This is a genomic window from Dapis purpurea BLCC-M126 (assembly GCF_050015975.1).
In the GTDB taxonomy this organism is placed as follows: Bacteria; Cyanobacteriota; Cyanobacteriia; order Cyanobacteriales; family Microcoleaceae; genus Trichodesmium.
The window spans coordinates 1-13,909 of sequence record NZ_JBNHER010000037.1 but is presented as its reverse complement, the minus strand read 5'-3'; the positions used below and the strand labels follow the sequence as shown (position 1 = coordinate 13,909).

At 35.0% G+C, this 13,909-nt stretch carries 13 protein-coding genes; 7 read left to right on the top strand and 6 right to left on the bottom strand.

Annotated elements, in window-relative coordinates; genetic code table 11:
• Positions 1 to 62: 62 nt before the first annotated feature.
• Positions 63 to 944 (bottom strand): alpha/beta fold hydrolase, encoded by an 882-nt coding sequence (locus tag ACP6PL_RS04255; protein WP_426542888.1) that lies wholly within the window; start codon positions 942 to 944, stop codon positions 63 to 65.
• A 405-nt stretch (positions 945 to 1,349) separates the two neighbouring features.
• Here ACP6PL_RS04255 and speB point away from each other — a divergent pair, with 405 nt between their 5' ends.
• The 6 genes from speB (at position 1,350) to ACP6PL_RS04225 (ending at position 6,908) form a co-directional block, all read left to right on the top strand.
• Complete coding sequence (gene speB, locus ACP6PL_RS04250; RefSeq protein WP_426542886.1) at positions 1,350 to 2,261, top strand: agmatinase; 912 nt, start codon at positions 1,350 to 1,352, stop codon at positions 2,259 to 2,261.
• Positions 2,262 to 2,712: 451 nt separating this feature from the next.
• Positions 2,713 to 3,264, top strand: coding sequence for a thioredoxin family protein (locus ACP6PL_RS04245; protein ID WP_426542884.1), 552 nt, complete (start codon positions 2,713 to 2,715; stop codon positions 3,262 to 3,264).
• Between the two features lie 255 nt (positions 3,265 to 3,519).
• Complete coding sequence (gene pyrH, locus ACP6PL_RS04240; RefSeq protein ID WP_426542882.1) at positions 3,520 to 4,254, top strand: UMP kinase; 735 nt, start codon at positions 3,520 to 3,522, stop codon at positions 4,252 to 4,254.
• Positions 4,235 to 4,783 (top strand): ribosome recycling factor, encoded by a 549-nt coding sequence (gene frr, locus ACP6PL_RS04235; RefSeq protein ID WP_426542880.1) that lies wholly within the window; start codon positions 4,235 to 4,237, stop codon positions 4,781 to 4,783. Before pyrH ends, frr begins: the two co-directional genes overlap by 20 nt.
• 264 nt (positions 4,784 to 5,047) lie before the next feature.
• Positions 5,048 to 6,163, top strand: a complete 1,116-nt coding sequence (locus ACP6PL_RS04230) for a geranylgeranyl reductase family protein (RefSeq protein ID WP_426542878.1) — start codon at positions 5,048 to 5,050, stop codon at positions 6,161 to 6,163.
• 472 nt (positions 6,164 to 6,635) lie between these two features.
• The gene (locus tag ACP6PL_RS04225) at positions 6,636 to 6,908 is read left to right on the top strand and encodes a hypothetical protein (protein ID WP_426542876.1); all 273 of its coding nucleotides are present in this window, start codon (positions 6,636 to 6,638) and stop codon (positions 6,906 to 6,908) included.
• Between the two features lie 620 nt (positions 6,909 to 7,528).
• Here the strand turns inward: ACP6PL_RS04225 and ACP6PL_RS04220 are convergent.
• From ACP6PL_RS04220 to ACP6PL_RS04210, 3 genes are all read right to left on the bottom strand, one after another.
• Entirely contained in the window at positions 7,529 to 8,296 is a 768-nt protein-coding gene (locus ACP6PL_RS04220) for a pentapeptide repeat-containing protein (protein ID WP_426542874.1), read from the bottom strand.
• A gap of 461 nt (positions 8,297 to 8,757) precedes the next feature.
• Positions 8,758 to 9,441 carry a pentapeptide repeat-containing protein gene (locus tag ACP6PL_RS04215; RefSeq protein ID WP_426542872.1) on the bottom strand — a complete coding sequence of 228 codons (684 nt, stop codon included), beginning with the start codon at positions 9,439 to 9,441 and terminating at the stop codon, positions 8,758 to 8,760.
• A 608-nt stretch (positions 9,442 to 10,049) separates the two neighbouring features.
• Positions 10,050 to 10,835 (bottom strand): amino acid ABC transporter substrate-binding protein, encoded by a 786-nt coding sequence (locus ACP6PL_RS04210; protein WP_426542870.1) that lies wholly within the window; start codon positions 10,833 to 10,835, stop codon positions 10,050 to 10,052.
• Between the two features lie 286 nt (positions 10,836 to 11,121).
• On the opposite strand from ACP6PL_RS04210, the gene ACP6PL_RS04205 reads away from it, so the two are divergent.
• Positions 11,122 to 11,556 carry an ArsC/Spx/MgsR family protein gene (locus ACP6PL_RS04205; protein WP_426542856.1) on the top strand — a complete coding sequence of 145 codons (435 nt, stop codon included), beginning with the start codon at positions 11,122 to 11,124 and terminating at the stop codon, positions 11,554 to 11,556.
• Between the two features lie 25 nt (positions 11,557 to 11,581).
• Here the strand turns inward: ACP6PL_RS04205 and ACP6PL_RS04200 are convergent, their stop codons facing one another.
• Complete coding sequence (locus tag ACP6PL_RS04200) at positions 11,582 to 12,343, bottom strand: RNA-guided endonuclease InsQ/TnpB family protein (RefSeq protein WP_426542910.1); 762 nt, start codon at positions 12,341 to 12,343, stop codon at positions 11,582 to 11,584.
• A 571-nt stretch (positions 12,344 to 12,914) separates the two neighbouring features.
• On the bottom strand, positions 12,915 to 13,682 hold the full coding sequence (gene rsmG, locus ACP6PL_RS04195; RefSeq protein WP_426542854.1) for a 16S rRNA (guanine(527)-N(7))-methyltransferase RsmG: 768 nt from the start codon (positions 13,680 to 13,682) through the stop codon (positions 12,915 to 12,917).
• Between the last annotated feature and the right edge of the window lie 227 nt (positions 13,683 to 13,909).

Below are 13,909 nucleotides of genomic sequence, written 5' to 3'. Positions count from 1 at the left end.
AAGTAATTATTCATTATCGATTATCTATATAATGAAATACCAAAAATTTTGATAATCTAGCACTAAACTTTAGGGTTCCATTTTTCTAATATCCATTCCTCTAAAATAGGATTCACTAATTCTGGTGCTTCATCTTGAGGACAATGACCAACTCCAGGCAAAGGAATAAATTTTTCTACAGTTTTAAACTTGGCAAATTCATTTGCCAATTCAATATTTTCCCAAGGATCTTCCTCTCCCCATAAAATTATCGCTGAACAGGGTAATATAGGTAATAAATCTTCCGCTAGAGGTCCTTGAGAATAACTAGTAAAAGCTACAAAAACGTCAACTGCTCCCTCATCTTTTGCAGGTTTCAATAATAGATCGATTAATTCATCAGTAACCGCTTCAGAACGTTTATATGCCTCTAACAATACTCGCCTAACAGTTTTCTTTGTTGCCAACTGGTTAAAAAATAACTGACTTATCCACTTGACTTTTAGCAATTTTTGTACTATATATGCTCCCTGACTACGATACCAAGGAATAGTAGAGCGTTTCCTTTCGTGCAGAAGTCGTAAAGAACAGTTAATAATTCCTACCCCTAAAATAAGATTGGGATTATCAACTGCTGCCTGCATCGCAACAATACAACCAATAGAATTTCCCACAAGAAAAGCAGGAGCGCCAACTATTTCTCTACAAAAATCACTAATTTGTTGACTCCAGGTTTCAAATGTGTAGGTAACATTTTTGCTTGGGGTAGGTTTAGCTGAACCACCAAAACCAAGTAAGTCAATAGCATAACAGCGAAAACTGGCAGCTAATACAGGAATATTTTTGCGCCAATGTCCCCAAGAAGCTCCAAAACCATGTATTAATATTACGGGAGGTCCCTGTTCTCCTTGGCTTTCGTAGCAGATAGGCCAACCTCTCCATGTCCAAGTTTTTGTGGTAATCATTATTCAGTTATCAGTTATCAATTATCAATTATCAGTACCTCCTTAAGCTGAAAATATGAGAATTTTGAGGGGACAAGGGCGGGAAAAATTGAAGGAAAATTCTTCCGACTAAATCCTCTCTAATTCCCCATTCATTCTGAATTCTGAATTGTTACTCCTAGTGCAGGATGACGGAAATAAGTGACCAGTGACAAAGCCTTACCAATCAAAACTTATGAATTCCGAATTCAGAATTCTGACTTCCGCGTAGCGGTACTAGCCCTTTCCCAAAATATTTATTCGGCAAACCCTAAGTTAGTTATTTATTTCGGGCAAGTAGAATTTATTATTTATAATAGTTAGATAAATATTATCAGTTTTTAGCCCGTTTTAGTCTGCTTCTAGAAAATTAATATAGTCAAAAAAATGTCATTAGTTTACCCTACATCACTTCTACCATTTATTGGTTCAGAAATTGAGCCAGATTACACGACTGCTAAAGTAGTAATTGTACCAATTCCTTATGAAGCAACTACTACTTATAGAAGAGGTTGTGTTAATGGTCCGGCAGTATTATTAGATGCCTCTCAACAGTTAGAATGTTATGACGAAGAATTAGATAGGGAAACAGGTTTGGAAGTTGGTATCTATACTCACGAACCTATAGCAGATACTCGTAATGGAAAAAAAATATCCCCATTAGATATGCTAAAAGTTACTCAAGAAACAGTAGAAAAATTAGTGAGTGATGGAAAATTTGTGATTGCTATAGGTGGAGAACATAGCATTACAAATGGGATAGTAAAGGCTTATAAAAAAATATATTTTGATAAACCTTTCACTGTGATTCAAATAGATGCCCATGGGGATTTGAGATATGAATATGAAGGTTCAATATATAACCATGCCTGTGTGATGCGACGAATATTTGAGATGGGTTTACCAACAATACAAATAGGTATTCGGGCAATTTGCAAAGAAGAAGCAGATTTAATCAAGGAGAAAAATTTAACCGTTTTTAGAGCAAGAGAAATAGCTATTCAATCAGATTGGATGGAAAAAGCAATAGCTAGTATTCAGACTAAACTTGTATTTTTAACAATAGATTTAGATGGAATTGACCCAACATTAATTCCTGGTGTTGGTACACCAGAGCCAGGAGGAATAAATTGGTATTCTTTAACTGTATTTTTGCGGAGAGTTTTTGAATTACATGAAGTAGTAGGTTGTGACATTATGGAGTTATCTCCAATTAATGATTCGGTAGTATCTGAGTTTACAGCAGCGAAATTAGTCTATAAACTTATTGGTTATCAAGCATTAGCTCAAAACTGGTAGAAAGATAGTAAGCATTTCCTGGGGAATGCTGTGCAAACAGCTATTAGGAATTAGCATCTCACTAATAAAAATGAAGGGAAAATAGATAGAGTGGGGTTATTTCAGTTATCTGTTAGCCTCTTATGATTGGAGCTTTACTAGGTCATGCTACGCATTCATGTCGCGCAGCGTTTCATGTCACATAGCGAAACAGTAACAACCTCTGAAGTCTTATGCTTAAAATACTGAATCGAATATTTTTTCATCTCCTTTCCAGAGGATGGTATTGACCTTACCTTATTTTTTTGTTGGCTATGCCCTCGATTAATACTTTTAATTATCATTGATTTATAGTTTATCTGGCTATCAGCTGATGACTGATAAATGATTGCTTAATGCTTACCCAAGATGAGATATTATAGAAAGATATTTTATTTTAAGTAAGGTAACTTTTTCATAGGGAATTAGAGATATGAATTTAACTGAAACTAATGGCACTGTAATTGATAATTATGCTCCAGATTTTGAATTGCCAGGAGTAGATGATGAGGTTCATCATTTAGCTAGATATTTAGAAAATTTTCAAGTAGTTTGTGTGATTTTTTTGAGTAATCAATGCCCAGAAGTAAATTCTTATGTTGAAAGGATTAAACAACTACAAAAAGATTTTCAAGACCAAGGAGTAATCATAATTGGCATGAATGCTAATGATGCGATAATTTCTCCAGCAGATAGCTTTGAAAAAATGAAAGAATTTGCAACTAATAATGAAATTAATTTTCCCTATGTTCGGGATATGACTCAAGATGTGGCAATCAGTTTTGGGGCTGAGAAAACACCCCAGGCTTTTTTATTGGATCGGGAAGGAAAGTTAAGATATTGTGGCTTAATAGATGATAATGTTAATCAGCCAGAAGCAGTAGAAGTTGCTTATTTACGTCAGGCGATCGCCCAACTTCTGGAAGGTGAGGTAGTAACTCTATCTACGACAGAACCTATTGGTTGCTCAATAAAATGGCGGTAGAAATGGATCGGGGGAGTAGGGCAGTACGGAATAAGGGAGAAAAAATGTTTATAAAGCATAGCCATATAAGCAAGTACAGAAGATAGGGAGAAAGCAAAAAATATTTATAGCAGTTGAGTTGTAACTTCTGACTTCTATATATACCAAATGAATCATCGAATCTGCTCTAATTCTCAAGAATTAAGATAGTCGAAAAAAGTAACTCAACTGGTATCGTATTGTGGAAGCAACTTTAGTTGAGAAAATACTCACAGCATGGGGACAGTTTATCAACGGGTTTTGCTCAAGTTGAGTGGCGAAGCCCTGATGGGGAGTCTGGGCTATGGCATTGACCCAGCAGTAGTCCAAGGAATTGCTCAGGAAGTGGCCGAAGTAGTGGCCACAGGAATCCAAATGGCAATTGTAGTTGGAGGCGGTAATATTTTTAGAGGTGTGAAAGCAGCTTCTAAGGGAATGGATAGGGCAACAGCAGATTATGTTGGTATGATTGCCACTGTGATGAATGCCATCACCTTACAGGATGCCCTGGAACAAGCAGGAGTACCAACAAGAGTCCAAACAGCGATCGCTATGCAGGAAGTGGCCGAGCCTTATATTCGTCGCCGAGCTATTCGCCATCTAGAAAAAGGTCGAGTAGTAGTTTTTGGTGCGGGATCTGGTAATCCATTTTTTACCACTGACACTACTGCTGCTCTGAGAGCAGCAGAAATTGAGTCAGAGGTAATTTTTAAGGCCACTAAAGTCGATGGGGTCTATGATTCTGACCCACATAAGAATCCAGATGCAAAACTATACGAATCCCTGAGTTATGGGGAGGTATTAACTCAAGATTTACGGGTAATGGATAGTACAGCGATTGCTCTTTGTAAAGAAAATCATCTCCCGATTATTGTATTTAACCTTTCAGTTTCGGGTAATATCCGTAAAGCTGTTATGGGAGAAAAAATTGGAACTATTGTAGGAGGTTTTGATGAATCTAGAAGAAGCTGAAGATAAGATGCAAAAAGCAATTGAAGCGACTAAAAATTCCTTCAATACTATTAGAACTGGAAGAGCTAATCCTTCTCTTTTAGACAGAATAACAGTGGATTATTATGGAGCTCCAACTCCACTCAGAGAGATGGCAAATATTGGTGTCCCAGATGCTAGTACAATTACTATTCAACCTTATGATAAAACTAGCCTCAATTTGATTGAAAAAGCTATTAATATGTCGGATGTTGGTTTAACTCCCAACAATGACGGATCTATTGTTCGGTTAAATATTCCCCCACTAACAACTGAGCGTCGTCAAGAAATGGTTAAGTTAGCAGCAAAACTTGCTGAAGAGGGGAAAGTTTCTATCCGGAATATTCGTCGTGATGCTGTAGATTCAGTTCGTAAACAAGAAAAAAAGAGTGATATTTCTAAGGATGAATCACGAGATTTGCAAGACAAAATTCAAAAGAAAACTGATAAATATATTGCCAAAATAGATGATTTACTAGCTGCTAAAGAGAAGGATATTACGACGGTTTAAAAAAATCTTGAACATACAGATAAAGAAAAGTAAAAAGTAAAAAATCAAGAGTTCAAAAACCTCTATATCGACAAGAACTGCAAAATGGAGTATCTTAGAGAATAATAGGTAAGGTGGGAACTTGTAACTTTTACAGGGGATGGTTTTATAGATAGTTTGATTAAGTCAATCACTTATCTATAACTATTAGGAACCACCCCTACTCAATTGACTTTTTCCCGTTCTACCAAATCATAAAAAATCTCAGTATTAAAGTTAGAAAAAATGTTTGATTGTATCATCGTAGGAGCAGGCCCAGCAGGAGGAACAGCCGCTTATCATTTAGCAAAGAAAGGACATTCTGTTTTAGTTATAGAAAAAGAATCTTTGCCTAGGGTTAAAGCTTGTGGTGGTGGTGTCTCTCCAGCGATCGCTCAATGGTTCGACTTTGATTTAAGCCCGGCAATTTCTCTCAAGGTCAAAAAAATTCGTTATACATGGAAATTAGAAGACCCTGTAGAAGCAGATTTGCCTGTTCCTATGTGGATGGTAAAACGGGATGTTTTTGATCATTTTCTGATCCAAAAAGCTACAGAACAAGGTGCAGAATTAAGAGACAAAACAGAAGTTACAGGTATTGAATTTAAAAGCGATTGTTGGGAACTTAAAACAAGTACGGAACCTGTTACTGGTCGTTATTTAATTGCTGCTGATGGAGCTAAAGGTCCAATGGCTAAATGGTTAGGTTTTAAAGAATCTAAAAAACGCCAAAGTATAGTTTTTGAAGCACCATTAAATGACTCTAATCAAAAAGCTAGCTTTGAATTTGGTTCAGTTAAAAATGGAAATATTTGGGGTTTTCCTAAAGCTGATTCCTATTCAATTAGTATTGCTACTTTTAGAGGTGGGGAAGCCAAAAATCTCTCTAAAGATTTGATGGGATATGCTCAACAAATTGGTGCAAATGTAAGTCAAAATGAATTATTAGAAGGAGCTATTTCTCTATGGGATGGAGATAGAAATCTTCACACTCAAAATGCTGTATTAGCTGGAGAAGCAGCAAGTTTATCAGACCCCTTATCTGCAGAAGGAATTCGCCCTTCAATTTTTAGTGGTGTAAAAGCTGCTGAAGCTATAGATGAAGCTTTAGGAGGTAATGGGGATGCTCTGAAGAAATATACTCAGATAATTAATGAAGAATGGGGTGCAGATATGGTTTGGGCGGGTCGTTTAGCCGGAGCATTTTATCGGTTTCCTAAAGTAGCTTATAAAGTGGGGGTTAAGTTACCGGCAGCTACCACAGTAATGAGTAAAATTCTGTGTGGAGAATTGCGTTATGCGGATATTGCTAATACTGCTATTAAGAAGTTAAGTAGTAGTTTTTTGCCGGGAAGGGGTTAATCAGGAAAGGATGGGGAGTGTGGCAGAGTCTAGTAGTAGACTGACACATCTAAAATTGTGCATTAGATTTTTTCGTATAATTCTTATTATAGTAAGGTTTGAGGGTTTTTTTCTAATATAACATTTGAGATGTGTCGGTCTATTCGGAAATTTTCACTACTCAATTCCTCTGCCTGAGTGCTTCAAAAAATGAATTTATTATTGCTCTATAAGCAATAGCAGGAAATTTTCACTATTCATCTCCTCTGGCAGATTGGTGCTTAAGAAAATGAATTTATTATTGTTCTATACGCAATAGTCGGAAATTTTTACTATTTATCTCCTAGAAAAATCCATCGTAACGCACCATTTTTAGATGTGTCAGTCCACTAACTTGATTATATCTAGTCTGCTTGGTTATAGTAGACCCAGAAAAATTAAGAAACTCAAATAAGTCTTCAGAAAAGAATACGATACGGCACGCAAATTTAAATTGGATCAGGTTTTTGGAATTTCACCAAACGTTGCTAAACATACCTATGTTGATAGAAACAATCTTGATCAACAATTTAGATATTTGCTTGATTCTGGAAGTCACCTAATTATTCATGGTGCTTCAAAGCAGGGTAAAACAGTGCTAAGAAGAAAAAATTTACCAGATAAAGAATGTAGTACTAACAGAACAAATATTAGCCAAATATATTCTGAAATTCTCAGGCAAGCAAATGTTAAAATACCAACTGAAGTAACAAACAAACCTAGATGATTCTAATGGAAATGTCGGTTATTCCAGCTTATTGCAGGAAAGGTTTGTTTGGAATCAGGCGTTACAGATAATAGCTCTAGAAATCATGTTATTGAGAACATTGACTATCTCGAAAGTTGTCGTTCACAAATATTTAAAGACCTACTTCAAAGGTACAGTTTATTTAGTGAAAAATTTGTAGAGGGTTTGAGTATGATACTACTCAACCGATTTATGAAAGTTTACTACGTATCTGCATGGAAGCAAATGATGAAGAACTACAATCGGGTATACACAAGAACATTATTAGGGAGCGTCTCAAAAAACATCTAGATAAAGAATTAAGCTCACCAGTGAGCGACTATCTTAAAAGAATAGATAATCTGCAGTCACAAAGTGGAGTTTCTCCTATTGTTCTGTCTTAATAATACAGATTCCCAAAAAGTTCAGTTAGTAGATTATGATCTTTTATTTTTCCCCAAATATATCGGAGAAAGTAACTTGTCTTGGCCGTATTTACAACAAGATTAACCTCAAAATTTTAACCTCTTTTTTAAGATTATTTATAATCATTTTAAGGGGATGAAAAAAATAAACCTTACTATTTCCAGAAGCACTGATAACTGATAACTGATAACTGATTAAAATGCTAACCTTAATAAAGAAGGAAGTAAAGAACCAATAGCGTGTACAAATTGATTAGGTTTTTCTGGTTCTGGAGGATTCAAACGTAGGTCAATAATTTCCACCAAATATTCTGATAATTCTTCACCTTCTTTGCTACCTTTAGAAACAAAAATATCCCTAGATTTTTCAGCATCTGCAAGAGCTGCATCAAGATTTCCCAAGTCTGCAAAAGCCATACTTCTAGCAAAATAAGCAGCAGCTAAATCGGATTTCATACTAATAGCTTGGTTATAATATCTAACAGCATCTTTATAATGTCCTTCCTTTGCTTCAGCAATTCCTAACCGATAAAAATCTTCAGCTTCACCTACATTAGATGGCATTCCCACAACACCTAATAAAAAAGCATTTTTGAGGTCAACACCTGTTAAATTCGCACCTGTTAAATAAGCACTTCTTAAATCTGTACCAGCCAAATTAGCACCAGATAAATTTGCACCTGTTAAATTCGCACCAAATAAACTTGTACCAGCCAAATTAGCACCAGATAAATTTGCCCCTGTTAAATTCGCACGACTGAGATTAGCTCCACTTAAGTTAGCTCCCTCCAGGTTAGCACCTTGAAGATTTGCCAAGACCAAACCAACACCAGTTAGTTCGCAATTAGGACATTGTTTGCTAGATAATAATTTTTGTGTATGTTGGATATTCTCAGCAATAGCTGGAAGATTAGGAAAAACTGTAGTAAAAACTAAGACAGCATAAAAGATTTTGAGTCTCATTTTTAAATCTTTAAAAAAAGCATATTTTGGTGCTATATTAACACCAAATAAATAAATCTAAGCATAGTGTTACTTAAATTTCGCTTTCGGGTAATATTATGTTCGGTTAAATACTTATAAGAAAAAATTTTGACCGATTGAAGAAGAAAACTTAATATATGTGATATAAAACGCAGTAGTATCGGTACAATTCACGCTCCGTAGAGGTTTGGTGACTAAAGCTGTACCAAACTTCGAGTTTTTGACTCTTTATAGAATCTTATTCTCCAAACTGAAATATATAGCACTACAAAGAAGTGTTAGAAAATTGATAAAATTTAGATCCTTTACCTACAAAGTAAGGGAGTGCTTAAAGCTATATTCATAATAAGTATTTGTTGGGTTGCGCTGGCACTTTTGATGTTGTGGAGCAAAACCCAACCTATAATAATTGCATGGTATTAGAGTGGCTTGATTATCCACTAATTTTGCATAGCTCTGCTAAATTCTTCATAACTTGTACCATCTGGCATAATTGCTGTTTGAAGAGCAGCTCCAACCAAATTAATATCAGAAATATTAGCACCCAAAAGACTCGCTCCATTTAAGTCAGCAGCACTTAAAATCGCCTCTGTTAAATCTGCTCTCATTAGATTCGCTCCAATTAAGTCTACTCCTGCCATATCTGCTCTAGTGAGGTTAGCGCCGATTAAGTCAGCTTCATTTAGAATAGCTCGTCGGAAATTAACACCATATAAGTTAGCTCCATGTAAATCTGTTTCATAGAGGATAGCTCTTGAGAGATCAGCATCTATCATATTAACTTGACTCAAATTAGCACGACTTAGGTCTGCTCTGGTTAGTTTTGCTCCCGTTAAATCAGCTATATTAAGTTTAGCTCCTACTAGAAGGGCACCTGACAAATTTGCTTCACTTAAATCAGCTCCAATTAGATTTGCTCCACTAAGATTTGCTTTGGCCAAGTTTACTCGACTGAGGTTTGCCCGACTGAGGTTGGCACCTATTAAGTCAGCTTCAAAAAAATTAGCGCCTTCTAAGTTAGCTTCTAGCAAATGTACTTCATGTAAGTATAGGCCACTAAAATTTCTTTCTCCTATTGCATATTGCCTTAATAATTCCTCTATTTTCATTATTTGGTTAATCATAAATTTTCTTTGAAATATACTTGCAACAGAATTGATAAACAGGATTTTATAGCGCTACAGGCAAGTCAAAATTCAAGAGTAATCTCTAAATGAGTTTTTGGCGTGGAAATGCTTTTCTAGATTATGCTCGGCATTTATGTCGCGCAGTAAAACACAAACAGGATTTATCTAATGTCCGCACCCTAAATGGGTAGTGCTATATTTTGTTAATTCAAATTCATCCTGCCTTATTATTTTGATACGGGTATTCAAAGATTAATTCAGAAAATTATATTGTAAACATTCAGCTCTCAGCTTTTTAGTGAATAAAGCAAGCATTCGTTTAACTTCTACTAAGTAGTTGTCCAAAATAAATTTCCTAGTTTAGTTGAGAGGGGGAACAGGGAACAGGGAGTCAAAAGGATGTTTCAAGAATTGAGAATTGAGAATTAAGAATTACCTCTCCTTGAAAAGAAGAGGATTGACAAACAGGAAAATTTTTATTTATTATCCCCTTAAAAGGGGAGGCTTTAAACCACAATATTTCGGTAATTAATTTTGCAGAGGAACTTATTACTTCTGAATCCTCAATTCTTAATTCTCATCAGAATTGCTATATTTGTCGGATATTATCTAAAGCCTTCATAAGGAAACTTACCTTTTTTATGGTCAAACCACTGCTGTAAAAGTTGGGTATTTTCATCACTAGCAATAGTAAGATCGACAAATTTATCCCAGTCTGGATTTTGCAATGGCAAAATACATCCATAATTTTCAAAAGTAAAAGGAATTTTAGGAATTAGTGTAAACTCAGTGAGATTTTGATTTTGTTGCCAAACTGCTCCTATTAACAAAATACCGTCACTAGCAATAGCATCAATTTTACCCTCAGATAATTGATTAATTCCTTCTGCTCTATTAGAAACTGCTTGCCAATTTGCATTGGGATAAATAGGGCGAAATTCCTGCTCGGTAGTTGTGCCTTCTAATAAGCCTATTGATATTTTTTCTCTAGTACCTTTGATTGGATTAAACTTTTCTGCATCTGTTTTTTTGACTAACAATTGAATCCCTGTAGTGAAAAAAGGAATGGAAAAATCTACTACTTTTTCCCTGGCATTATTAATAGTTGTAGCAGCACAGACAATATCTAGTTTTCCATCTTCGATTAATTGAAAACGTTCTTCTAGAGATATTTTTTGCAACTCTAGTTTAATTGGTTTACCCAACTCTTGCTCTAGACGTTGATGAATTAATTTAATTAATTCAACTGAATAACCTTCTAATTGATTCGTTTGACTGTTGATGTAACTAAATGGAACCGCATCACCTCTGACTCCCGCTTTTAGTACCCTCGTTTGTTGAATTTTTTCTAATACAGTTTCTGCCAAACTTGGCTGAGGAAAACTAATCAAAAATATAGTGATTAAATAGCTAATTATTTGATTTAAAAAGGAAGCAGAAAACAGAAATTTGCAAGAAGATGAGTTAATCATAAAAATCAACATAAGAAATAGGGAATAGAAATTAGTATTAAACTGTGCTTCACTATCCTCAAAAGTGCTGTAATTTGGTTGAAAATTTCAAGATAAAATTATATCATACTTGACAATAAAAATTCTTGATAATTAGTTACAATTTGCTATTTAATCAGGGATTAAGATTGAAAAATCACCAAAAAACTGCTTAGGAGATAATAGAATGGCAAAGGTGATTTTTTATGAAAAACCAGGCTGCAAAAACAATACTAAGCAAAAGACTTTGCTAGAAGCAGCAGGTCATCAATTAGAAACTCATAACTTGTTGAAGGAAGCTTGGACAAAAGATAATTTACGCTTATTTTTTGGCGATCGCCCAGTAGCGGAGTGGTTTAATAAAGCAGCTCCAAAAGTTAAATCTGGAGAAGTACTTCCCGAACAAACTGATGCGGAAACTGCCCTAACAATGATGGTAAATGACCCATTGTTAATTCGTCGCCCTCTAATACAAGTAGGCGATCGTAGAGAAGTGGGATTCGATGTTGAAGTTGTTAATAATTGGGTTGGTTTAGAAGCTGTAGATGAAAACCAAAAGGCAAAAAGTGAGGAGTTGATGAGTCAAGATTTACAAACTTGTCCAAATAATCATCATCATTAGAGTGTGACATACTCCCACGCTAACCTTAAGGTATGGCGTGGGCTTCTCGTTTCGCAGTCCTGCTATTGCATAGGACTCCACGAGCTTTAAGGACGGAATGCCCTACCGCCCTATTTTTTATATTGATTGCAGCGTTGAGATCGCGGCCTATTACTGTACCGCAGTGCGGACAAGAATGAATTCTTTGCGACAATTCTTTAGGGACTTTTTGACCACAATTTGAGCAATCTTGGCTGGTATTTTTGGGGTTTACTGCTATTGTTTTCTGGCCAGCATTCTCAGCTTTGACAGTTAGAATAGTTAGGAATTGTCCCCATCCAGCATCGTTAATTGATTTACTCAAATGAGTCTTTGCTAGCCCTTTAATGTTTAAATTTTCGTGGGCGATAATTTCAGCTTTTGATAACAATTCATTGGCTGTTTTAAAGTGGAAATCTTTCCGTCGATCGGCTACCTTTTTATGTTGTTTAGCTACAGCTTTAACAGCTTTTAACCATCTTATACTCCCTTTTTTCTTCCTAGATAAACGTTTTTGTAGCGTCTTTAATCGCTGCTGAGATTTTCGATAATATTGAGGAATTGGAACCGATTTTCCTTCACTTGTTACCACAAAATATTTTAACCCCATGTCAATTCCTAGAGTATTTTCTGATGTGGATTTGACATCAGAATTGAACTTAGAAACCGACTTGTCTTCTAGGGATAGGGTAACATAATAACCATCAGCTTTGCGACTAATAGTAACAGTTTTAATTTGAAACCCATTGGGTAAAGGTCGATGTTGAATTAACTTTACTTTACCAATTTTGGGTAAATTAATCCTATTTTCTTCAATGCAATCTTGCTTTATTTGGGGATAAGTTGGGAAAAAACATTCAATAATGGATAATGGATAATGGATAATGGATAATTACCTCTCCCTAAAAGGTCGAGGATTGACTAATTAAGGAAAAAATTTATTTTTTTCCCCTTTATTGGGGAGGCTTTAAACCTGAATTATTTAATTGTTGAATTGTTGAATTGTTGAATTGTTGAATTGTTTCGGTAATAATTTGCCAATGGTTTGGATTGAGATGCAACTATGATAAATATTTAGGGTTTGCTGAAAAAGTATTATTGCTGTTTCTAGTAGTCAGTAGTCAATAGTCAGTATAAATCGTAGATTGAGAGAATCTAATTGGAAAAATTATTTCTCAAAACTTCCCGTTTTATCTTCTTATCCTCCTTGCTTTTTGCAGCTCACGAGAGCAAAAAACTGGCACTTTTTTCACACAGATAATGGCTCAAATATTTAGTTTATCAGCTTGAGATATTTATTCAGCAAGCCCTATTTAAACAGACATAAAATGAGCGAATTTTTAGATTTTTTTGACACCAAGCAAAGGTTTTTGACTAGGTACACCAACCGAACGCGGATAATTTATTGGAGTTTTCCCTACTTTTCGCAAATATACACAATTACGAATGCTTTGACTTAAGGGAGTTTTAAATTCCTCAATAGTCTCTATTTTGCCTCCCAAAAGTTTGACAACTTCTGGTAAATTAATCTGTTCATCAGTTGTCAAATTTCCTCGATATAAAATTGCAATACCACCTATTTTTAATAATGGTAAAGCATATTCAGCACAGACTACTGTAGGTGCAACAGCTCTCAAAAGAGCAATATCATAAATTTCTCTATATTGAAGTACACGACCAATTTGTTCAACTCTGTTAGTTATAGTTAAAGCATTTTTGATGTTTAAATCTGCTAATATAGTTTCGATAAAACTAATTTTTTTGCGGGTTGAATCAAGTAAAGTAACAGCATATTGAGGCAAGGTAATTGCAATTGGTAATCCTGGAAAACCAGCACCTGTGCCAATATCAATAACTTTTTTTTCCTCTTGCCAATTTATTTGATTTTCTAAGATAAACTTAATACCTCGAAGAGAATCCCAAAGATGTTTTTCCCAAAATTCTTCGGTGGTAGTAATTCTAGTTAAATTTAACTTTTTATTTCCAACAATAATTAATTCATAAAGTTTCTGAAATTGTTGTTTTTGTTGTATTGTTGGCTGCCAATTTAATGTTTCCTGCCAAAGAGAATTCATTTCTGGCAAAATTTGTCTATTATCATCATTCATTTTGACAATTTATTTGATTTTCTAAGATAAACTTAATACCTCTGAGAGAATTCCAAAGATGTTTTTCCAAAAAATATTCCGGGGTATTCATTAATTGATAATGGATAATGGATAATTGATAATTACCTCTGGTTAAAACCGTTCGGGAATTGAAGATAAGGAAATATTATTTCTTTTCTCTTGGTCGATTGGATATGGCGTTTAGCGTTCCGCACAACGCGCGTTAA